Origin of the sequence: Kineosporia mesophila, assembly GCF_021129235.1 — a bacterium.
Lineage (GTDB): Bacteria > Actinomycetota > Actinomycetes > Actinomycetales > Kineosporiaceae > Kineosporia > Kineosporia mesophila.
The window spans coordinates 125,387-147,406 of the sequence record NZ_JAJOMA010000008.1 but is presented as its reverse complement, the minus strand read 5'-3'; the positions used below and the strand labels follow the sequence as shown (position 1 = coordinate 147,406).

Sequence of the window (22,020 nt, the reverse complement as noted above, 5' to 3'; positions counted from 1 at the left end):
CCGGCCCTGCGCTGCCGGGGAACGCCATACCCCCCTCAGGGGTTTGGCTTGCGGCCCTTCGACGGCGACCATGGAGGCATGGCTGCACGCACCGACCTCGGCGAGTTCCTGCGCACGTGCCGCTCCGGGCTCTCGCCCGAAGAGGCCGGGCTGGGCGCGAGTCTCTCGCCCCGGCGGGTGCGGGGGCTGCGCCGCGAGGAGGTCGCGCAGCTGGCCGGGGTGAGCGTGGACTACTACACGCGCCTGGAACAGGGGCGGCACAACAGCCCGTCCGAGGCGGTGGTCGAGGCCCTGGCCCGGGCCCTGCAGCTGGACGACGCGTCCCGGGCCCATCTGATCGACCTGGCCCGGCCCGCCCGCGGTTCCTCCGCCGGACCGGCGCAGCGGGTGCGCCCCGCGCTGCTGCAGATGATGGCGTCGATGGTGGACCACCCGGTGCTGATCCTGGGCCGGCGCACCGACGTGCTGGCGGCGAACACCCTCGCCACCGCGCTGTTCACGGACTGGCGACGGCTACCGGCCCGCGAGCGCAACTACACCCGCTGGGTGCTGCTCGATCCGGTGGCGCGGGAACGGTTCACGGAGTGGGACACGGTGGCGGCCGACGCGGTCGGCACGTTACGGCTCGATGCCGGGCGGCATCCCGACGATCGGGCGCTGAACGATCTGGTCGGCGAACTGACCAACAAGAGCGCGCCGTTCCGGGCGGCCTGGGGCGATCACCGGGTGCACGAGCGCACGTTCGGCATCAAGCGCCTGACGCATCCCGAGGTGGGGCCCATCACTCTGCATTTCGAGGCCCTGACGCTGCCGGGCGATGCCGGCCAGACGATGTTCGTCTACAGCACCGATCCCGGTAGCAGTTCGGCCGACAACCTGAGGTTGCTGACGCTGCTCGACCGCCCCCGCGAGGGTATCGACGTCTCAGGCTGACTCGCGCACGCTCTCCACGATCGCCATCGCGGCCGGGTCGAGGTCGAGCCGGCCCTTGCCGATGCGGCGGGTCCAGACCACGTTCTGGCGCACGATCCGGGCCGGGACGCCGGCGGCCACCGACAACGGCGGCACCGTTCCGGAGACCACCGCGCGGGCGCCGATGATGCTGCCGGCGCCGACGTTCGCGCCCTTGAGGATCATCACCTGCTTGCCCAGCCACACGTGGTCACCGATGCTGATCGGCTTGTCCGGGTTGATGCGGTCGCCGGAGTCGATGTCGTAGATCGCGTGGGTGTCGGTCGCGCGGATCTCCACCGAGAACGAGAACATGCAGTCCTCGCCGATCACGATGTCGGCACCGTGGGCGACGATCATGGCGCTCTCACAGGTCGACTTCTCGCCGATGACGATCTTCGACCCGCCGGAGACCGAGAGGCTCCACTTGCCGGTCACGCCCGCGCCGATGTGCACGGAGCAGGGACCACCGTTGTCCCGCACCTTGATCTTGGAGCCGGCCAGGCGCGCCTCCGGGGAGATCTGGATGTCGTGGTTCTCGCCCTGGACCTCGAGTTGAAGCTCTGCCACGTGAGTCGGTGTCCTGTCCTGCTTCGTCACGAAAAGGATTTTTCTTTTCCTTGAGCAACGGAGTCTTGCACACGCAAACCACAGTCGCCCGGGGTCTCACTCCGATGCCTCGCTGCTCCACCCGATTCCCGTAGTGCGGAAAGACCTTTGAGGTTGACTGACCGTTGCCTGTCATTCACGGCCGGTCACCGGAATCCGGTTCCGGACATCCCTGATTGAGGACGCGTACCCGCCCCGGTCACGCAGTGTTCAACCACGCGGTCGGAGCCTCAGGGGAGGCAGGACGGGTGCGGGCAGGGGCGCGGGCTGCCCGGCCGGGAAGTCGCCGAAGCGCTTCTCCCCGGCGTTGCCGGAAAGCCCCGGCCCGGCTTCGATCTCGGCCTGCCAGGCGGCCCGGTAGGCCGCGATCTCGTCGTGGTCGCGGCCGACGAAGTTCCACCACATCACGATCTGCTCCCCCAGGGGTTCGCCGCCGATGAGCAGCAGGCGCACCGGCACTGCACCCGCCAGCAACCGGACCCGCTCCCGGCCGGGTGGGAGGTAGGCCAGATGGTCGGGTGCCATGTCCGTTCCGTCGACGGTCACCGATCCCCCGTCGGCCAGCACCCCGTGCTCGAGACCGGGCTGCAGGTCAAGATCCAGATGGACCCCGGCGGGCAGCTGGATCTCGGCCCCGAGCACGGGCCCGGTGTAGGCCGGCACCGGCGAGACACTGCCCGCGAGCGATCCCAGGAACACCCGGATCTCGGTCTCGTTGTCGACGATCGGCTCGGGCGCGTAGTGGTGGAACGTCGGGGCCATGTCGCGGGTGGCGTCGGGCAGCGCGTACCAGAGCTGGGCACCGTGCAGCGTGCGCGTGGCCGGGGTGGAGATCTCCTGGTGCGAGATGCCGTGCCCGGCGACCATCAGATTCACCTCGCCGGGCCGGACCCGGGCCGCGAACCCGGCCGAGTCGACGTGGTCGATCTCACCGGTGAACAGCCAGCTCACCGTGGCCAGCCCGGTGTGCGGGTGCCGCGCCACCCGCATCCCACCGGTCGCCTCGACGTCGTCGGGGCCGTAGTGGTCGAGGAAGCACCAGGGCCCGATCAGCGAACGCCGGCGCTGCGGCAGCGTGCGGCGCACCGACAGGGCCCGCGGGCCGCCCAGGGGCACGTCGCGGGGCCCGAGCACCTCGATGCCGGGAGCCGGCGTGTTCTCACAGACCACCGCGTCGGACCGGTCCTCCACATTGCTCACCGGCAAAGAGTAGGCACGCCCGGAAAAACCCCGTCGATCAGAAGTGCGCATGATCACGGCTGACAAACCGCTCGCGATCCTGCACACTTCGGCCATTCATTGACTTGTTGACCTCTTCGAATGCCATACATTTGTGTCACGTTTTAGCGCTTTCGTGACTATCAGTTGACTTGTGCCGTATCTTCCGTGATGCCCGATCGTTTCAGTCTGGTTGATCATCAGAAGATCGGCCGGCGCCCTTGAGCGCGCCTTCACCCCGCACCTAGAAAGGCAGCCGCGTGAGCAACACCGACCCGTACGGCGCCGTGCCGGACTGGCCCAAGGTCAGCGCCAACATCTCCGAGGACGGCACGGCCGAAGTCACGATCAACGGTTCCCCGCGCACCGTGCTCAGCGGCGGAGGCGACGTCGCCCGCGCCCGGGCCGCCGTGCTCGAGCACCTCAGTGTGCAGACGGCGGGCCTCGGCCGGCCGCTGCGGGTCGAGACCATTGACCCCGAAGGCCGCTCGCAGCTGGTCGTGCACCCCGACGGCCGCGTGCTGCCGCTCGACGAGCAGCCGGCCAACAGCACCGCCCGCTCCTGGGAACAGGTCGCCCCCGGCCCCCTGCCCGGCTCCGCCCGGCGCCCGAAACTCGGTCGCTCCAAGCACGGCCCGCTGCGTGACGCCCTCGGCGCCCGCACCGCCGGCAGTGAGGCGCTCGGTGGCTCCGCCGATCCGGCCGAGACCGACACCGTCACGGTGACGCAGGCCGCGACCTCCCCGACGGTCATGGCTCCCCCGAAGATCACGGCCGCGCCCACTCCCGCGCCGGCCGTTGCGCCGACACCGGCACCGGCCACCTCGTCCGTACGCCCCGTGGACCCCGAGGCCACCACCATGGCGGTGCCTCCCACCCCCGTGACCCCGAACACCCCGCCCACCGGTGCCGTGCCGATCCCGTCCGCCACCAACCAGACAGCCAAGGAACTTGGTGTGCCGCAGCCGAAGCCGACCCTCCCCGACCTGCTCGCCACGCGTCCCCCCGCTCCCAACGGCCCGGCCACGTACGGCTGGCAGGCCCTGGTGCGGCGCGTCAGCGGCGGCCTGATCTCCCCCACCCCGAACAGCCGGGAGCTGGAGTACCGCGAGGCCGTGAACTCGGTGCAGCGCAGCCTGCGCGGCCCGAAGACGGTCGTCGTGGTGAACCCCAAGGGCGGGGCCCACAAGACCACCGCCTCGCTGCTGATCGCCTCGACGTTCGGCATGCACCGCGGCGGTTACACCCTGGCCTGGGACAACAACGAGACCCGGGGCACGCTCGGCTGGCGCGCGAACCCGGCCCGGCACACCAACACGGCCGTCGACCTGCTCCGCGACCTGGACCGGTTCACCGACGTGAGGTCTTCCCGCGTCGGCGATCTCGACAACTACGTGCGGTCGCAGGGCAGCGCCCAGTTCGACGTGCTGGCCAGTGACGAGGACGCCGCCTCGGCCGCGAGCATCGACGACGCCGCGTTCGACCAGCTACACAAGGCCCTTTCGCGGTTCTACCGGGTGCTCGTGGTCGACACCGGCAACAACATGCGCGCCTCGAACTGGCAGGCCGCCGTGAACTCGGCCGACCAGCTGGTGATCGTCTCGACCATCCGCGAGGACACCGCCGCCTCCGCCGCCTGGCTCGCCGACGGCCTGCGCGCCGCGGGCAAGGAAGAGCTCGTGCACAACGCGGTCACGGTGCTGAGCGCCCCCGGCAAGAAGCCGGAACCGGCCCTGCACGACCGGCTGCACGACCACTTCAACAACCTGACCCGGACCGTGCTGGACGTGCCCCACGACCCGGCCCTGGTCTCCGGTGGCCCGATCACGTACGACGCGCTCTCCCCCGCCAGCCGTACGGCCTGGCTGAAGGTCACCGCCGCGATCGCCGACGGTCTGTAGAACGCCGCAGAAAGCCCCGGCCCGTGCGTGGGCCGGGGCTTTTCGCGTGCCGTCTACTGCGCGAGGGCAGCCTTGAACAGCGGCACCACGTGCTCGAGCGCGTAGCCGATCGACAGCGGTGACTCGGCGGAGAAGGCCAGCCGGATGTCCGCGTCGTCGATGACGACGCTGTGACCGGCCTTCACCGCGGGAACCGCCGTGAACAAGGCGTTGTCGCTGATCTCCTTCGCGTCGATGTAGATCGGCAGCATCACCACCAGGTCGGCGTCGAGCATCGTGAGGTTCTCCTCGGAGACCTTGACCGAGAACGTGCCCGGCTCGGCCTTCTCCTGGACCTTCGGGTTGATGGTGAACCCGAGCATCTCGGCGAAGGTGACGCGGCCGTTGCCCTTGACGTAGGCGCCCCAGCCCTCGCTGGTCCGCGAGCCGACCGTGATGGTCTTGCCGGCGAACTCCGGGTTCGCGTCGGCGTACTTCTGGTACTCCGCGGTGATGTCGGAGATGAGCTTCTCGCCCTTCTCCTTCTCACCGAGAGCCGTTGCGATCATCGTGGTCTGGTCTTCCCACGAGGTCAGGTAGGCCTCCGCGCCCTCGGGGACGCCCACGGTCGGGGCGATCTTGCTGAGCGTGTCGTACCGCTCCTGGTCGCCGCTGGACTTCACGTCGAGGATCAGGTCGGGCTTGAGGGCCGCGATCTTCTCGTACTCCGGCTCGAGGGTGCCGATGATCTCGGGCGCCTGGGTGTAGCGCCCCTGGGCCCACGGGCCGACGCCCTCGCCGCCGAAGGCCAGCCAGTCGCTGGCGCCGACAGGCTGAACGCCCAGGGCGAGCGCGGTCTCGGCATCGGACCAGCCGAGGGCGACGACCCGCTCGGGCTTGGACTCGATCGTCACGTCGCCGAACTTGGTCGCGACGGTGGCCGGGAACGCGCCGCTGGCAGAGGATTTCGCGGTGTCGGCGGTGGACGAGGAGTCACCGCAGGCCGAGAGAGTGGTCAGCGCCAGGCCGGCCAGGGCAACGGCGGCGATACGAGCAGAACGCCGTCGAAACAGGTTGAAACGCATGAAAGTTAGCTTAGCATTGCCTAAGTCGTTGATTACGGGTGGGCACACGAAAGCCCCTGCCTCCCACCCCGGGACCGGGCGGTGGACAGGGGCTTTCGTTGTAGGTCAGGACCCGAGGGCCGTCTTCAGCAGCGGCACAACCTTTTCCAGGGCGTAAGTCGTCGCGGCCGGGGTACCGGCCGAGAACGCGTTACTGATGTTCGTGTCGTCGATGACGACGTCGTGGCCCGCCTTCACCGCCGGGACCGCCTTGAACAGCGCGTCGTCGGTGATCTCCTTGGCGTCGATGAAGATCGGCATCATCAGCACCGCGTCGGCGTCGAGCTGCTTCAGGTTCTCGCCCGAGACACTGATGAAGAAGCTGTCACCGGCCTGCTTCTGCACGGTCGGGTTGTTCTCGAAGCCGAGCTTCTCGACGAAGTCGACCCGGGCGTCACCGGTCAGGTAGGCACCGTAGCCCTCGCTGGTCTTCGAGCCGACCGTGATCGTCCTGCCCTTGAAGTCGGGGTTCTCATCGGCGTACTTCGTGAACTCGGCGTCGGTGTCGGAGATGAGCTTCTTGCCCTCGTCCGGCACGCCGAGCGCCTCGGAGATCATCGTGGTCTGCTGCTCCCACGTGGTGAGGTAGTTGTCGCCACCCTCGGGAACGCCCACGGTCGGCGCGATCTTGCTGAGCGTGTCGTACCGCTTCTGGTCACCACTGGAGCGGACGTCGAGGATCAGGTCGGGTTTGAGGGCCGCGATCTTCTCGAACTCGGGCTCCATCGTGCCGATGAGCTCGGGAGCCTTGGTGTACTGCCCCTGGGCCCACGGGCCGACGCCCTCGCCGCCGAAGCCCAGCCAGTCGCTGGCGCCGACGGGCTGAACGCCCAGGGCGAGCGCAGTCTCGGCGTCGGACCAGCCGAGCGCGACGACCCGCGCGGGCTTGGCGTCGATCTTCACGTCGCCGAACTTGGTCGCGACGGTGGCCGGGAAGGCGCTCGTGGCCGAGGTTCCCGAGGCTTCCGAGGAGGCGCCGGAATCGGAGTCACCACAGGCGGTCAGGGCAGTCGCCATTGCCGCGGCGGCAAGGGCGATGACGGCGGTGCGTACTGAGCGCCGCCGGGGCAGTAGGGAACTCATGTTAGTTAGCTTAGCATTGCCTAAGTAAGCACCGTCTTCACGCTTCGGTAACGGTGACCCCGGCCCGGTGCCGCCCGATCGGCACGATCATCGGGGTTCCCGAGATCGGGTCCGGCACAATGGAACACCGCATCCCGAAGATCTCGCCGATCAGCTCGGCGCTGACCACCTCGGTCGGGTTCCCCTCCGCCATCACCTTCCCGTCCCGCATCGCGACCAGATGGTCCGCGTACCGGCAGGCCAGATTCAGGTCGTGCAGCACCACCACGACGGTCGTGCCCCGGGTGGCGTTCAGGTCGATCAGCAGGTCGAGAACCTCGAGCTGGTGCGCCACGTCGAGGTAGGTGGTGGGCTCGTCGAGCAGCAGCAGGTCGGTGCGCTGGGCCAGCGCCATGGCGATCCAGACCCGCTGGCGCTGCCCGCCGGAGAGGGAATCGACCGGCCGGGCAGCCAGTTCCAGCACGCTGGTCGCGCGCATCGCCTCGGCGACCGCCTCGTCGTCCTCCGTCGTCCACCGGCGCAGCCAGCCCTGGTGCGGGTAGCGGCCACGGCCGACCAGATCGCTGACGACGATGCCGTCGGGAGCCACCGGGGTCTGCGGCAGGATGCCGAGCAGACTGGCCACCTCTTTGGTCGGAGTCTGCTGAATGTCCTTTCCGTCCAGCAGGATCGCACCCGAGGTGGGGGCGAGCAGACGGGCCATCGAGCGCAGGGTGGTGGACTTTCCGCAGGCGTTCGGGCCGACGATCATCGTCACCCGGCCGGGCGGGACCTCGAGGTTGAGCCCGGTCACCACCTCGTGGCCCTCGTACCCCAGGTGCAGGTCCCGCGCGGTGAGCGTGTGTCCGTCCGTCACTTGTTCATCCACCCTTGCCGATCCGGTTGGCCCGGGACAGCAGCCAGAGCAGGTACGGGGCACCGATCAGGCTGGTGACCACCCCCACCGGGAACTGCGAGGACCAGAGCAGGTGCTGCGCGGCGAAGTCCGCCACCAGCATCAGGAGCGCACCGATCAGGGCCGCCTGCACCAGCGCCGCGCCCTTGGTGGGCAGCAGGCGACGGGCCACCGGCCCGGCCACGAACGCCACGAACGCCACCGGCCCGGCGGCCGCGACGGCGACGCCGGTCAGGCCGACCGCGCAGCCGAGCAGCGCCCGGCGGCTGCGCTCGACCGGCACGCCGAGACCGGCCGCGGTGTCGTCACCCAGTTGCAGCACGGGCAGCGTCAGCGACGCCAGCGCGGTCAGCGGCAGGAGCACCACCAGGGCCCCCAGCAGCGGCCAGAACTGTTCCAGCGACGACCCGTTCAGCGATCCGGTGAGCCAGACCAGGGCGTCTTGAGACACCGTCACGTCGGAACTCGTCAGCAGGTAGGAGACGATCGAGGAGAGGGCACCGGCCACCCCGATGCCGACCAGGATGAGCCGGTACCCGGCGACCCCGCGCTGCCAGGCCAGGGCATAGATCAGGGTCGAGGTGACCACGGCACCGGCCAGGGCCGCGAAGGAGAGCGCGATCCCGCTGATCCCGAAGGTGATCGAGGCCAGGACCGCGCCGACGCTGGCCCCCTGGGTCACGCCGATCATGTCCGGGCTGGCCAGCGGATTCCGCAGCAGGGCCTGGAAGACGGCACCCGCCAGGCCGAGCGCGAGCCCGACGCAGACGGCGGTCAGGGCGCGGGGCAGCCGCAGCTCGATGATGATGAAGTGCGTACCGGTGTCGCCCCGGCCGACCAGGGCCCCCAGGACGTCGGGGATCGGCACCGCGAAGTCGCCGATCGACAGGCTCAGCGCGAAGGCCGCCAGGATGGCCACGAGCAGGATCGTGGTGACGACGACCTCGCGGCCGCGGCCGGTGTGCCGGGCCTGGTGCACGGCGCGGATCTGCTCCGCGGTCGTGGCGGTCGTGAGGCTCACAGCTCAGCCATCTTCCGCCGCCGGACCAGGATGACGAACGGGACGGCCCCGACCGCGGCCGTGACGATGCCGACCTGGAGCTCGCCCGGCCGGGCGATCAGCCGGCCGATGACGTCGGAGACCAGCAACAGCGAGGGCGCCAGCAACAGGCAGTGCACGAGCAGCCAGCGGTAGTCGGCCCCGGCCAGCATCCGGGCGGCGTGCGGGACGACCAGGCCGACGAACGCGATCGGCCCGGCGATCACGGTGGCCGCGCCGGTGAGCAGCACCACGGCGACCGCGCTGATCACCCGGATCAGGCCGACCTTCTGGCCCAGGCCGCGCGCCACGTCGTCACCCAGGGCCAGGGCGTTGAGCTGCGGGCCGAGCGCCAGCGCGAGCAGCACACCGATCCCGACGAAGGGCGCGGCCTGCGCGATCACCTCGGCGTCGCGGCCGGTCAGCGACCCGACCTGCCAGAACCGGTAGCGGTCGTAGGTCTCGGTGTCTTTCAGCAGCATCGCCGTGGTCAGGGCGATCAGCGCGGCGCTCGTCGCCTGCCCGGCCAGCGCCAGCTTGACCGGGGTGGCGCCCTCCCGGCCGAGCGACCCGACCCCGTAGACCAGGGTGGCGGCCACCGCGGCCCCGAGGAAGCCGAACCAGATGTAGCCGTTGGCGGCCGTGATGCCGAGCCAGCCGATGGCGAACACCACCGCGGCCGAGGCCCCGGCGTTGATGCCGAGCAGGCCCGGGTCGGCCAGCGGGTTGCGGGTGACGCCCTGGATCACGGCCCCGGCCAGTCCCAGCGCGACCCCGGCCAGCAGCCCGGCCACGGTGCGCGGGATCCGCAGCTCCCGCATGATCAGCTGCCCCTCGACCGAGCGGTCGGGGCTGAACACGCCGTTCCAGACGTCGCTCAGTGGGACGTGGCCGGACCCGACGACCAGGCTGAGCGTGATCGACACGACCAGGAGCACGAGAAGCCCCAGCACACCCGCCAGACCCGTGGACGTACGCACGCGGGCAGGAGGTTGCCGACGAGTGGCGGGCTGCTCGCCCGGCGGCGCGTCGATGGCGGGCGTCACCAGCACTCCTGTCAGGGGAAAGTAAGGGGACCCTAACACCTAGGACAGAAGTGTTGATCGGCGCCCATGCGCCGCGGCCCGGCTCACCCCCCGGAACGAGACCGCCGGACCGCCCCTCACTTCCTCCGTGATCATGCAAAACTTCCCCGGCGTTCTAGAACTCCGGGGAAGTTTGCCTGATCGCAGAAGGGCAAGGGGACACGGACGCGTCTCGGTCCGGCCAGCCCGCTCCGCATCGCCCTACGTCGCTTTACGTGGGCTCGGGGACCGGGTCGGGGTCGCCCGGGTCACCGGGACCGGGTTCCGCCGGGGCCGGGGGCAGGGTTTCCGGGGTGTCGGGCAGGAGCTCGCCCGGGTCGTCGGGGACAGGCTCACGGGGGTCGATCGGCGGGTACACCGCCGGATCGAGCTCCGGATCGGGCTGGGGTTCCGGATCGGGCTGAGACATCCGGCAAGGATCCCGCACTTGCCCGGCACCGCCAGTCCACCCGCGATTACACTGCGAACATGGCCGCCGCCCGCCGTGCCCCCTGGAGCCTCAGCGAGTTCGGCTTCGTCATCACCCTCACCCGCGGCCTCGCCCCCACCGACATCCTCACCCGGTACGGCGTGGATCCCGGCCCGGCCCGCCCGGTCACCTGGCAACAGGCCGTCGACGAGCAGATGTTCGGGCCCGGGACCACCGTGCTGAGGGTGGGAATGCTCGGGCAGTGGGCCTTCTGCCATCAGGACCGGGCCCTGGAGAAGCCGTCGCTCGACGTCCTGTCCGAGGGCACCGACAGCCTGAGCCTGCTCGACCTCGGCGGTGGGGAGACCACCTTCCAGCACTGGCGCGACGGCCTGCGGTACGAGCTCTTCCGGCCCGGCTTCTCCTACTCCCGGCCCCGGTCCGAGCCCCACCCGTTCTGGGACCGGATCTCGGCCCGGCACGCCGCCGGCCTCTCCGGGGCCAAGGCCGCGCTGGCGGTGATCGAGGAGCACGTGCGGGGCGAGGTGACCCACGACCTCCTGGCCGGTCCGCTCCTGACCACCGCCGTCAAGACCGGGGCGAGCGTTCCCCCGCCCGGCGCACCCGGATTCGCATGAAGTCCCCCGACCGGAAACCGGTCGCCACCCCCGTCCAGGTGAGCCCCTGATCCTGCCGGCCACCCAGACCGCCGACCGGCCCGTCCGGCCGCAGCATGTGCGTCAGCAGGATGGAGCGTGCCCTCGCTGACCTTCATGCCGTACCCCCGGCCGGCCTGCGCACCACGTCGACGCTCTACAGCGGCCACGCATTACTCCAGGACTCCCCGGCGCGACTGGCCCAGCGGCGGCTGGGTACCACCTGGTTCCAGGCGACCCATAGAACCAGGCGGTACCAGGAATGTCTGGGTGCCGGGACCGTCACGAGCCCGGCGGAAGACTCCCGAACAGGTCGGCCATCAGGTCACGCCCGGGGAAGTACTTCTCCCAGCGCCGGGTCCGGGTCAGCGCCCGGGTGGAGACGACCCGCAGGCCGGGCCCGGCGATCTCTCCCACCCCCTGCTGCCGCAGACGGGCCACGATCGGGTCGAGCGGTTCCGGCCAGGGGCCGTCGAGGAGGACATGACAACCGGCCACCAGGTCCGGCGACGCCCCGGGCCCGAGCACCACGACATCCGCCGGGCCACCCTCCGTGGCGTCCTGCGCAGGACGACCCGGTGCCGGGATCCGCCGGGCCAGCGCCTCGTTCTCGGCGGACTTGGCGGCCCGGCGGCCGGCCTCGCTCTCCCGCCCGGCCCAGTCCGGCCCGTCGTGCCAGGCCACGGCCTCCGGCTCGTGCACCAGCACGGCCCCGGCGTTCCAGGCCCGGTGGGCGAACTCCCAGTCCTCGCCGCCGTACTCGGTGAACGACTCGTCGAAGCCGCCGGTCTCCCGGAAAAGATCCCGCCCGCAGCACATCACAGCACTGATGACGTACCGGTAGGACAACCGGTCGGCCCGCAGCAAGTTCCCGGAACCCCGGTACGCGTCAGTCAGCCAGGCCGGGGAGGGGAACCGGGCCGGTGGGTCCCACCCGTCGCGGAGCCGCTGCGGGGTCCAGCCCTCCAGGTCCACGTGCTCACGGCGGCCCACCGCGAGCGCGTCGGGCAGGAGCGCAGGCCACCGGCCGAGGGCCCGCAGGTACCCCGGCGAAGGAACGGTGTCCTGGTCGAGGAAGACCAGCACGCTGCCCTCGCTGTGACGCACCGCCAGGTTGCGGGCGGCGGCCGCCCGAAACCCCCGGTCGTCCTGCCGCACCACCCTGATCCGCAGGTCGGCCTCCGGCCGGAGGTCACCCGTCAGGGGTTGCGGCGAGCCGTCGTCGGCGATCACGACCTCGAAGCGGGTGCGCGGATAATCCTGCTGCGCCAGGCCTTCCAGTACCAGGTCGAGTTGTTCCCGGTTGCGGTACCAGGGCACGACCACGGTGATGTCGGGCATCGGGGCGCTCCGGTCGCGCACCAGGTCCCAGCGGTTGCCCGGCACCACGAACCCGCCGTGCGGCAGGGGCAGGGGTTCGTCGATCACGCCACGGCCGCCGACGGTCCGGCCGCCTCCCGGAAGAAGACACCGTAGGCCGCCGCGACACCGCTCTCGAGACGTTCCCCGGGCACCGGCCGCAGCAGCCGGCCGAGCCGGGGTTCGGCCAGCACGGCCCGGATCATCCCGGCGAGACGGCCCGGCCGGTAGAGCGTCACGGCCCCGGGGCAGGCCCGGTCGAGCTCGCGGGTGTAGGGCCCGTCGGCCACCAGGGGACGTCTCCCGGCCGAGAGCCAGGTGTTGAGTGATCCCGAGGCGGAGATGGTCCGGGCCGGGACGATCGGCACGGCGACCCGGGCGAGACGCTCGTCCACCTGGTCGTCCGGCAGGAAACCAGTGATCTCCAGCCGGCGCCCGAGGGCGGCCGCCCGGGTGGTGAGGCGCCCGGCCAGTTCCCCGTGCCCGTCCGCGACCCGCCCGATCGCGGTCAGTCCCACGGCCTCCGGCAGGCCGGCCATGGCCTCCAGCACGTCGTCGTGTCCCTTGCCGGGGTAGACGAAGCCGAAGACCCCCACCTCCGGGACCACCGGCGGCCACCGGTCCGGACGGACGGGAGCGCGGACCGGCAGCGGAATCACCCGCAGCCCGGCCGGGCGCGCGGCGTCCGCGAACCGGTCGAGCAGCGTCTCCAGCCGAGCCCGTTCGTGTTCGCTACTGACGCAGACCGCGTCGGCCGCCAGCGCGACCCGGCCGTACCCGAGGGCGCGGCGACGGTAGCGGCCCGGTTCGTCGGCCGGGTCCGGCAGATCGTGCAGGGTGACCGTGACCCGCTCACCGAGCCCGCTGCGCAGGCGCACGAAGGCCTCGGCCGCTTCTCCCGTGGTCGGGCCGAAGAGTGCCTCGGTGTAGTGCAGGTGAACCCCCGCATCCCCGCTTCCGCCCGCCGCTGCGCCGGCGGCACCCGGATCCGGGACCTCCACCAGGCGTCCGTCCGTGTGACGGGCCAGCCATCGCGCGAAGATCGTCACCCCGTGATCGGGCGGCCCGACCACCAGATGCGTGACGGACCGGCCCGTCCACGACTCCCTCACACCGCCACCCGGCCCGTTCCCCAGGTGCGTTCCCGCAGGGCCACCGGGCGGACGCGGGTGTAGGCATCGGTGTGCACCGACCGCACGAGAGCGAGCTGCCGCCGGCGGAAGCCGGCGTCGACCGGGCCCACCGGGGCCCGGGTCAGGGCCTGCCGCACGGCGTCGCTCAGCGACTCCTCGTCGAACCCGTCCCGTTCGTCGTTGAAATAGCCGACCACGTCGTCCCATTGCTCGGTGTAGTACCCGCACGAGGGCGCGACCACCCGGGTGCCGACGTCCCGGCACGCCTCCAGCCACCCGGAGTGCGTACCGAAGCGGTTCGGCAGGACGTAGGCGTCCAGCTGCGATAGGTAGGAGGCGAGCTCGGCGTCGTCGAAGCGGCCGTGCACCCGCAGATCGATCTCGCCCCGGCGGCCCAGTTCGCACGTCCGGCGCAGCTCCGGACGGCGCAGGGCCCCGGGGTGCAGGTCGATCCGCAGGCGGCCACCGACCTCGCGGGCCCCGGCCAGTGCGGCCCGGACCACCCGGTCCGGCTCGACCACGTTGCGCCGCAGGTCTTTCAGGTGAATACCGACGGTCGGCGGACCGGACCGGCCGGCGGGTCCGGACGTCAGCAGCGCCGGGTCGAAGACGGCCGGGTGCGGCACCACATCGGCGCGGCGCCCCCAGCGGCGCCGGATCTCCCGGGCCGCGCCCTTCGTGAGGGTCAGTACCACACCGGCCGCGGGGATCAGGACGTCGAGATTCGCGTCGTGCGGCCCCGGCCCGTCCTGGTGCGGGTTCCGCAGGTCGTGCACGGTATAGACGAGAGGCAGCCGCAACGCCCGCAGTTCACCCACCCAGCGGCGCAGTCCGTCGGCGTCCAGATGCTCGAAACCGAAGTGCAGGTGGACGATGTCGAACTCGGACCGGTGCTCGCGCAGCCAGGCGGCCGACAACGCCGGGTTCGGCACCACCGACGGCGAGACCGCGGCCCGGTAGGCGGGCGGGCAGGCACTGCGCACGTACGGATGATCGCCCGGGATCTGCAGGACCCGGCTCATGCAGTCCGGCATTCGTACACGCCGACCTCGGTGCCGGTCCAGAACTCGCCGATCCCTTCGAAGGTCTTCAGCACCCGCTCGTGGTTCCAGTCGTCCACCACGTGCACCTCGTGCGGATTGCCCTCGATCTCGTCCTGCGGATAGTGCACGACCGGGATCGAGAGGTAGACGGCCCGCGCGGCGGCGGCCCGGGACTTCGCCCACAGGCCCAGCGCCTCGTCCTCGGTCATGTGCTCGGCCACGTCACCCAGGATCACCACGTCGGCCTCCGGGAAGGCGAGCGTGCGCGCGTCCCCCAGAATGATCTCGTCGTAGTACTCCCGCAGCCGGTACGTGTGCACGTACGGCTCGTAGATCTCGATACCGATGACCCGCCCCACCGGCAACCCGGCCAGCAACTTGGCGTAGGTGCCCACCCCCGGACCGATGTCGAGCACGGTGACGGGTCTCTCGGCGGCGAGCACGGCAATACGCTCGCGGATCCAGTCCTTGCCCTCGCTCGAACTCATCGGCATGACCGGCAGCTTCGCACCGGCCCCGGGACCGCACATCCCGAAAAGACCCCGGTGAAATCCCTGGAACACCAAAAATCTCAGCACGAACCGTGCCGTACCGGGTTCGCGTCCGCCAGAAGCACCCGGCTCCCGTCCCGGATCCGGGACGGGAGCCGGGGAACCGCCTCAGGCCCGGGTCACCTGCACGACCGCCGGACGCGGCCCCCGCCAGGCGCCCCGGGCCGGCGTGGCCCCGGCCGCGACGTAGTCGGGGAAGTACGAGTTCTGCGCCGCCCAGGTGCCCTCCTCGCCCGGGTGCTGCACGGCGACGAAGACCGAGCCGTCCCGGTCGTGGATGACCGGGCCGCAGGTCTCGGCCTGCACCGGCACCGCGAGGAACTGCACCAGGTGGCCGCGCTCCTTGCCGTGCAGCGGCACCTTGAACAGCCCGTCGTTCTTCTTGATCGAGCTGGGCTGGCCGTCGGTGGCGATCCAGAGGTTGCCGACCGAGTCGAAGGCGATGTTGTCGGGGCAGGAGATCGGCGCCACCGGGCCCTCCCAGCCACCGAAATAGGTTCCGGCCTGGTCGGTGTCACCGCAGACCAGGAACAGGTCCCAGGTGAACCGGGTGGCGTCGGCCTGGTTGCGGCGCTCGGTGATCTCGATGATGTGGCCGTTCTTGTTCACCGGGCGCGGGTTGGCGGCGTCGGTGGCCGGCTTGCCGGTGGTGCCGCGGGCGTCGTTGTTCGTGCAGACCACGTAGAGCTTGCCGGTCTTCAGGTCGGGCTGAACGTCCTCGCAGCGGTCCATCGGCGTGGCCTTGACCGCGTCGGCGGCCTCCCGGGTGAAGACCAGCACCTCCTCGAGGGTGAAGCCGGTGACGGCCGACCTACCGTTCTTCGTCAGCGGGATCCATTCGCCCGAGCCCAGATTCGCGTTGTCCGCCTCCTGCGTGCCGGAGAACTTGGCCACGTAGAGGTCGCCCTCGCTGAGCAGCTGCAGGTTGTGCTTGCGGGCCGCCCTCGAGGAGCCCTTGCGGAACTTGTTCTTCGCGACGAACTTGTAGAGGTAGTCGAACTTCTCGTCGTCACCCATGTACGCGACGACGGTGCCGTCGTCGTCCACCCGGATGTTCGCGCCCTCGTGCTTCATCCGGCCCATCGCGGTGTGTTTGACCGGGGTGGACGTCGGGTCGGTCGGGTCGATCTCGACGACGTAGCCAAAACGGTGCGGCTCGTTCGCGTAGTCGGCCTTCGTCGCGTCGAAACGCGGGTCGATCTTCTCCCAGCCGTAGGTGCTGGCCGCGCTGGTCAGGCCGTAACGCTTGCCGCCCCGGGCGGCCGGGTCGGCCACGAAGTAGCCGTTGAAGTTCTCCTCACCGGAAAGCACGGTGCCCCAGGGGGTTGTACCGCCGGAGCAGTTGCCGAAGGTACCCAGCGCCCTGACCCCGTGCGGGTCGGCCTTGGTCTTCAGCAGGTCCGAACCGGCCGCCGGGCCGTCGAACCGGAACGGGGTGTCGGCGGTGATGCGGCGGTTGTGGTGGCCACCGCGCACGTACGACCAGCGGGCCCCGCGGCGGGCACGCTCCAGCTCGACCACGGCGAAACCGTGGGCGGCCTTCAGCGTGCGCAGCACCTCGGCCTCTTCGGTCTCCGTCGTGGTCGGCGGGAACATGATGGCGCGGTTGGTGTATTCGTGGTTGCAGACCAGAAGAGCCCGCGTACCGCGGCTGTTCGTCTCGATGATGTCGAGGTAGTCGTTGTTGTAACCGAACTGCAGCGCCTGCGCCTGGGCATCGGGTTTGGTCGGGTCGAACGCCGGGGAGTTCTCGAACAGCGGGTCGCCCCACCGGATGATCAGGTCCCAGCGGAACCCCTTCGGCACCGTGAAGGCATCCTTCGTCGATTCGACCGACGTGATCGGCGTGAAGCCGAGAGAACCCCGGGTGGTCGCCTCGGCCTCCTGTGCGTGCACGACCGGCATCGCCACGGCCGCGGCCAGCGCACCGCCCCCGGCCAGCAGGGCGCGGCGGCTCAGCGCCGAGGACGCGACCCGCTGGAACGTCGGCTCGCAACTGCTGTTCGGGGCCGGACGCGAGCAGGCGTTGTCACACTTGAGGTGGCAGGTGACCGCGCTGCGATTCCCGTGCGTCAGCCCGAGCATGGGCAGGTTTCTCATCAGGGTCTCCCGTACATGAATTCCCACGGGTGCTGGTCAGCCGTGGGTTCTTCGGAAACTACGGGGACCGCCCGCGCCGAACAGCCGGTTCGATGCGTACAGTCGATGAACGGACAATTTCGTCAGCGTTCACTCACCTATTGACGATCTGTCGGCACCGGCAAAATGGTGGACGCCCGCACGCAGCGGTCGCGTACCTCCCGCCGGAACCGTTCGCACTCCCCCCCAGCCCCGGTGTCGCCGTCGGCGCCAGTGACCCCGGGTGACCGTTCTGTAATACTTTTCCGCGTGCCGCACCCCGTTGAACGATCCATGTTGCGAACGAGCCTCAGGTGGGCCGCCGCCAGCCGCATGGTGGTGGCCGTCGGATGCGGATGTTTCGGCCTGTTCCTGCTCTCGGGCAGCCGCCTGGCCGTCGCCTCGGTCGTCACCGCCGGGCTGATCGCCTGGACCCTGGTCTTCTGCATCCGGATGCTGCGGATGCAGGGCGGTGACCGGGTCGGCGCCCGCTGGCTGACCGCTGACCTGGCCATCACCTGCGGCGTACTGGCCGGGCAGTACTGGCTGATCCCGCCCGACAGCGTGCCCGACGGCACCGGCTGGATGAACGCCCTGGTCGCGATGACCATCGTCACCTACCAGTGGCACACCTCGCCACGGGTCGGGGCGCTGGCGGCGGTGCTGCTGGTCGCGGCCTACTGGGTGGGCATCCAGACCGCGATCGGCGACAACGGCGGCTCCTGGCCCGCGCCGGCGATCTGGCTGCTCGCCGACGCCCTGCTCTCGCGCGGCCTGTTCGTCATGGTGCGCCGGGGTGGGCGGCGGGCCGACGAGTACCTGGCCGCCGGTGACCGGAAGCGGGCCGCCGCCGAGTTCAGCCGGGCCCGGCGCGCCGACGAGCGCGAGCACCTGGCCACCCTGCACGACACCGCGGCCGCGACGCTGCTGATGGTCGGGCTCGGCACGGTGCCCGGCCGCAGCGACTGGCTGCAGCAGCAGGCCCGCCGCGACCTGGCCCTGCTCGACCCGGAGGTGCGGGCGGTGAGACCGGAGCCCGTGCTCGACCTGGCCACGATGCTCGCCGAGACCACGGCCGCCGGGCAGGTGACCGTGCACCACCCGCCGCTGGGCGAGCTGATGGTGCCGTCGCTGCCCGCCCTGGCCATCCGCGACAGCGTGCGCGAGGCTCTGACCAACGTGGCCCGGCACGCCGGGGTGCCCGAGGCCACGCTCTCGATCAGCCGTGAAGCTTCCGGTCTGGTGGTCGAGATTCGCGACCAGGGCGTCGGTTTCGCACCGGACCGGATCCCGCTCACGCGCCGCGGCATCTCCGAGTCGATCACCGCCCGGATGACCCGGGCCGGCGGCGTCGGCACGGTCAGCTCGGTGCCGGGGTCGGGCACCGTCGTCCGTCTGGAGTGGGCCGGTGTCTGATTCCGCCCGTACGGTCATCGCGGACGAGTTCATCCGCGGGCTGCACATCGCCACGCTGGGTGTGACCACGGCCGTGCTCTGCGTCTGGTTCCTGCCGATCGCCGTGACCACGCCCGGCGCCTACACCTCACCGCTGCTGGAGTACGGGTGCCTCACCGTGCTCGTCGCCCTGCTGGCCCTGGCGGCCGGGATGGTCTGGCGCGAGCGGCCGTGGGGCCGGCTGCGCTGGCCGATGGTGGCTGTCGCCCTGGTCGCGACGGTCCTGGCCACGGCGGCGGTGCGGCCCGAGCAGCTGATCCTGCCGCCGCACTGGTCGTGGAAGGTGTTCGGCTGGTTCGCCGTGCTGCTGCTGATGGACCTGCCCCTCGGCTGGTTCTTCGGCGTTCTGGCCCTGCAACAGGCGATCTCCCTGGTTCAGGTGCTGGCCGCCGGTCAGGGCGACAAGTCGACGCTGGTCGAGCTGGGCGTCACCAGTCTGCTCGTGGCCAGCTGGCAGGGCGCTGTGGCGGTGGCCGCGGTGTCGCTGGGGCAGTCCGCCGCCGTGGCCCGGGAGACCGCGGCCCAGGAGGAACGCATCCGGCTGTCCGAGCGGGTGGCCGAACAGGTGCACGGCGACCGGCAGAACCGGTACATCGACCTCTCCACCACCACCACGCCCCTGCTCGAGGGCATCGCCGACGGCCTGCTGGATCCGGCCGACCCCCAGGTGCGGCGCAACTGCTCGGTCGAGGCCGCCCGCATGCGCCGGCTGTTCGCCGAGAGCGACGAGGTCGCCGACCCGCTCAGCCACGAGATCTCGGCCTGCATCGACGTGGCCGAGCGGCAGGGCACCTCGGTACAGGCCTCGGTGCGCGGCACCGTGCCGGTGCTCCCGCTGCCGGCCCGCCGCGCCCTGACCGAACCGGTGATCCCGGTGCTGGCCGGGGCCCGGTCGCGGGCCCGGCTGACCGTGGTCGCCCGGGACAACCAGGTCACGCTGAGCGTGGTGGTGGACGGCGCCCTCGACGCGCCCCCGGAGCCGACCGGCACCGACGGCCCGGTTCAGATCAGCCGCCTCATCAGTGGCGATCAGCTGTGGCTCGACGTCACCTGGAAGCCCCCCGCAAACTTTTCCTGATCAGGCGAACGTTCCCCGGGGAACGTTCGCCTGATCACGAACAACGCTTTTCTACTCGCAGGCCAGCACGACCAGCGACCTGGCCTCCACCAGCAGCGAACCACCGGCCTTGGCCTCGTTCACCTGCTCCTCCGGGGTGGCGGCGAGCTGGCTGTCGAGCACGACCCGCCACGACTCGCCGTACTCCACCGGCGGCAGGGTGAACTGCAGGTCTTCGTGGTGGGCGTTGAAGATCAGCACGAACGAGTCGTCGGTGATGCGCTGCCCCCGGGCGTCGGTGCCGGTGATGCCACGGCCGTTGAGGAACATGGCCACGGACTTACCGAAGCCGGAACCCCAGTCTTCGTCGGTCATCTCGGAGCCGTCGGGACGGAACCAGCTGATGTCCGGCACGCCCTCGGCGCCGCGGCGGCGCACGGGCAGGCCGTCGAAGAAGCGCCGGCGGCGGAAGATCGGGTGCTGCGCCCGCAGGGCCGAGGCCGCGCGGGTGAACTCCTGCAGTTCCTCGTCGGCGTACTCCCAGTCCACCCAGGTCAGTTCGCTGTCCTGGCAGAAACCGTTGTTGTTGCCGTTCTGCGTGCGACCCAGCTCGTCACCGTGGCAGAGCATCGGCACGCCCTGCGACAGGATCAGCGTGGCGATGAAGTTGCGCTGCTGACGTGAGCGCAGGGCATTGACCGTGGCGTCGTCGGTCGGGCCCTCCACGCCGCAGTTCCACGACCGGTTGTGGCTCTCCCCGTCGTTGTTGTCCTCACCGTTCGCCTCGTTGTGCTTCTCGTTGTACGACACCAGGTCCCGCAACGTGAAACCGTCGTGCGCGGTGACGAAGTTGATGGACGCCACCGGGCGGCGAGCCGAGTGCTCGTACAGGTCGGCGGAACCGGTGATCCGGGCGGCGAACTCGCCCAGAGTGGCCGGCTCCCCACGCCAGAAGTCCCGGACGGTGTCCCGGTACTTGCCGTTCCACTCGGTCCACTGAGGCGGGAAGTTGCCGACCTGATATCCGCCGGGACCGACGTCCCAGGGCTCCGCAATCAATTTCACCTGATTGACCGTGGGGTCCTGCTGCACGAGTTCGAAGAAGCTCGACAGCCGGTCGACGTCGTAGAACTCCCGGGCCAGGGTCGAGGCCAGGTCGAAACGGAAACCGTCGACGTGCATCTCGGTGACCCAGTAGCGCAGCGAGTCCATCAGTAGCTGCAGGGCGTGGGGGTGCCGCACGTTCAGCGAGTTCCCGGTGCCCGTGTAGTCCATGTAGTAGCGGTGGTCGTCGTCCACCGTGCGGTAGTAGGCGGCGTTGTCGATGCCGCGCATCGAGAGGGTCGGGCCCATGTGGTTGCCCTCGGCGGTGTGGTTGTAGACCACGTCGAGGATCACCTCGATGTTCGCCTCGTGCAGCGCCCGCACCATCGCCTTGAACTCCTGCACCTGGCTGCCTGCGGACGGCAGCGAGCTGTACTTCGGGTCGGGCGCCAGGAACCCGATGGTGTTGTAACCCCAGTAGTTCGACAGGCCCTTGTCCATCAGGGTGGAGTCGTTCGCGAAGTGGTGCACCGGCATCAGCTCGACGGCGGTGATGCCCAGACCCTTGAGGTGGTTGATGATCGCCGGGTGCGCCATGGCCGAGTAGGTGCCGCGCATCTGCTCCGGGATGTCCGGGTGGGTCTGGGTCAGGCCCTTGACGTGTGTCTCGTAGATGACGGAGTCGGCGTACTCGTGCTGCGGCGGCCGGTCGGTGCCCCAGTCGAAGAACGGGTTGATGACCACCGAGCGCGGCATGGCCGCGGCCGAGTCCTCGTCGTTGAAGCTGTCCGGGTCGCCGAAGTTGTAGCTGAAAAGGCTCTGACCCCATTCGAACTGGCCGTCGATGGCCTTCGAGTAGGGGTCGAGCAGCAGCTTGTTCGGGTTGCAGCGGTGCCCGGCCGCCGGGTCGTACGGACCGTGCACGCGGTAGCCGTACCGCTGCCCCGGCTCGATCCCCGGGATGAAGGCGTGCCAGACGAAGGCGTCGATCTCCGGCAGGTCGATACGGGTCTCGGTGCCGTCCTCGGTGAACAGGCACAGCTCGACCCGCTCCGCGACCTCGCTGAAGAGGGCGAAGTTCGTGCCGTACCCGTCGTACGACGCGCCCAGCGGGTAAGGCTTACCCGGCCAGATCTGAAGGGAGGCGGGTGTGGCTTCAGGCAACGGAAGTCTCTTTTCTGCGGCTTTCACAAGGCCGGATCACGACGCAGGCGCGGCATTGCACCGGAACAGAACTCGACCATGGAAAATCCCGTTCCGCCAGTGCACGTGACACCCGCTCGCCACCCGGACGGCGCAGTGGCATCAGGC

The 22,020-nt window shown here is 70.4% G+C and carries 19 protein-coding genes; 5 read left to right on the top strand and 14 right to left on the bottom strand.

Annotated elements, in window-relative coordinates; all coding sequences use genetic code 11:
* Positions 1–78 precede the first annotated feature (78 nt).
* Entirely contained in the window at positions 79–933 is an 855-nt protein-coding gene (locus tag LR393_RS13500) for a helix-turn-helix transcriptional regulator (RefSeq protein ID WP_231484221.1), read from the top strand.
* Here LR393_RS13500 and LR393_RS36390 read toward each other — a convergent pair.
* Positions 925–1,521, bottom strand: coding sequence for an acyltransferase (locus LR393_RS36390; protein ID WP_231484220.1), 597 nt, complete (start codon positions 1,519–1,521; stop codon positions 925–927). The two genes, LR393_RS13500 and LR393_RS36390, sit on opposite strands and share 9 nt — an antisense overlap.
* Before the next feature lie 249 nt (positions 1,522–1,770).
* Positions 1,771–2,760: a pirin family protein gene (locus LR393_RS13490; RefSeq protein WP_231484219.1), complete on the bottom strand. Its 990-nt coding sequence runs from the start codon at positions 2,758–2,760 to the stop codon at positions 1,771–1,773.
* A 278-nt stretch (positions 2,761–3,038) separates the two neighbouring features.
* On the opposite strand from LR393_RS13490, the gene LR393_RS13485 reads away from it, so the two are divergent.
* Positions 3,039–4,679 (top strand): MinD/ParA family ATP-binding protein, encoded by a 1,641-nt coding sequence (locus tag LR393_RS13485; RefSeq protein WP_231484218.1) that lies wholly within the window; start codon positions 3,039–3,041, stop codon positions 4,677–4,679.
* A gap of 53 nt (positions 4,680–4,732) precedes the next feature.
* Here the strand turns inward: LR393_RS13485 and LR393_RS13480 are convergent, their stop codons facing one another.
* The 6 genes from LR393_RS13480 to LR393_RS13455 form a co-directional block, all read right to left on the bottom strand.
* Entirely contained in the window at positions 4,733–5,743 is a 1,011-nt protein-coding gene (locus LR393_RS13480; protein ID WP_231484217.1) for an iron-siderophore ABC transporter substrate-binding protein, read from the bottom strand.
* 105 nt (positions 5,744–5,848) lie between these two features.
* The gene (locus LR393_RS13475; RefSeq protein WP_231484216.1) at positions 5,849–6,865 is read right to left on the bottom strand and encodes an iron-siderophore ABC transporter substrate-binding protein; all 1,017 of its coding nucleotides are present in this window, start codon (positions 6,863–6,865) and stop codon (positions 5,849–5,851) included.
* A 37-nt stretch (positions 6,866–6,902) separates the two neighbouring features.
* Positions 6,903–7,721 carry an ABC transporter ATP-binding protein gene (locus LR393_RS13470; protein ID WP_331282943.1) on the bottom strand — a complete coding sequence of 273 codons (819 nt, stop codon included), beginning with the start codon at positions 7,719–7,721 and terminating at the stop codon, positions 6,903–6,905.
* 4 nt (positions 7,722–7,725) lie between these two features.
* Positions 7,726–8,781 carry a FecCD family ABC transporter permease gene (locus tag LR393_RS13465; protein ID WP_231484215.1) on the bottom strand — a complete coding sequence of 352 codons (1,056 nt, stop codon included), beginning with the start codon at positions 8,779–8,781 and terminating at the stop codon, positions 7,726–7,728.
* Positions 8,778–9,860: a FecCD family ABC transporter permease gene (locus LR393_RS13460; RefSeq protein ID WP_407937316.1), complete on the bottom strand. Its 1,083-nt coding sequence runs from the start codon at positions 9,858–9,860 to the stop codon at positions 8,778–8,780. The genes LR393_RS13465 and LR393_RS13460 overlap by 4 nt, the downstream gene beginning before the upstream one ends.
* 235 nt (positions 9,861–10,095) lie before the next feature.
* Entirely contained in the window at positions 10,096–10,293 is a 198-nt protein-coding gene (locus LR393_RS13455) for a hypothetical protein (protein ID WP_231484213.1), read from the bottom strand.
* 59 nt (positions 10,294–10,352) lie between these two features.
* On the opposite strand from LR393_RS13455, the gene LR393_RS13450 reads away from it, so the two are divergent.
* Positions 10,353–10,931: a hypothetical protein gene (locus tag LR393_RS13450; protein ID WP_231484212.1), complete on the top strand. Its 579-nt coding sequence runs from the start codon at positions 10,353–10,355 to the stop codon at positions 10,929–10,931.
* Between the two features lie 300 nt (positions 10,932–11,231).
* On the opposite strand, the gene LR393_RS13445 is transcribed toward LR393_RS13450, so the two are convergent.
* The 5 genes from LR393_RS13445 to LR393_RS13425 form a co-directional block, all read right to left on the bottom strand.
* Positions 11,232–12,377, bottom strand: a complete 1,146-nt coding sequence (locus LR393_RS13445) for a glycosyltransferase family 2 protein (RefSeq protein WP_231484211.1) — start codon at positions 12,375–12,377, stop codon at positions 11,232–11,234.
* Entirely contained in the window at positions 12,374–13,420 is a 1,047-nt protein-coding gene (locus tag LR393_RS13440; RefSeq protein WP_231484210.1) for a glycosyltransferase family protein, read from the bottom strand. Before LR393_RS13440 ends, LR393_RS13445 begins: the two co-directional genes overlap by 4 nt.
* Positions 13,417–14,463: a glycosyltransferase family protein gene (locus LR393_RS13435; RefSeq protein ID WP_231484209.1), complete on the bottom strand. Its 1,047-nt coding sequence runs from the start codon at positions 14,461–14,463 to the stop codon at positions 13,417–13,419. Before LR393_RS13435 ends, LR393_RS13440 begins: the two co-directional genes overlap by 4 nt.
* The gene (locus LR393_RS13430; protein WP_231484208.1) at positions 14,460–14,978 is read right to left on the bottom strand and encodes a class I SAM-dependent methyltransferase; all 519 of its coding nucleotides are present in this window, start codon (positions 14,976–14,978) and stop codon (positions 14,460–14,462) included. Before LR393_RS13430 ends, LR393_RS13435 begins: the two co-directional genes overlap by 4 nt.
* Positions 14,979–15,143: 165 nt before the next feature.
* Positions 15,144–17,135, bottom strand: coding sequence for a PhoX family protein (locus LR393_RS13425; protein ID WP_231484207.1), 1,992 nt, complete (start codon positions 17,133–17,135; stop codon positions 15,144–15,146).
* A 312-nt stretch (positions 17,136–17,447) separates the two neighbouring features.
* On the opposite strand from LR393_RS13425, the gene LR393_RS13420 reads away from it, so the two are divergent.
* The gene (locus LR393_RS13420; protein ID WP_231484206.1) at positions 17,448–18,569 is read left to right on the top strand and encodes a sensor histidine kinase; all 1,122 of its coding nucleotides are present in this window, start codon (positions 17,448–17,450) and stop codon (positions 18,567–18,569) included.
* On the top strand, positions 18,562–19,686 hold the full coding sequence (locus LR393_RS13415) for a hypothetical protein (RefSeq protein WP_231484205.1): 1,125 nt from the start codon (positions 18,562–18,564) through the stop codon (positions 19,684–19,686). Before LR393_RS13420 ends, LR393_RS13415 begins: the two co-directional genes overlap by 8 nt.
* Before the next feature lie 51 nt (positions 19,687–19,737).
* Here the strand turns inward: LR393_RS13415 and glgX are convergent, their stop codons facing one another.
* A complete protein-coding gene (gene glgX / locus LR393_RS13410; protein WP_231484204.1) occupies positions 19,738–21,873 on the bottom strand; it encodes a glycogen debranching protein GlgX in 2,136 nt (711 codons plus the stop codon).
* Positions 21,874–22,020: the final 147 nt, after the last annotated feature.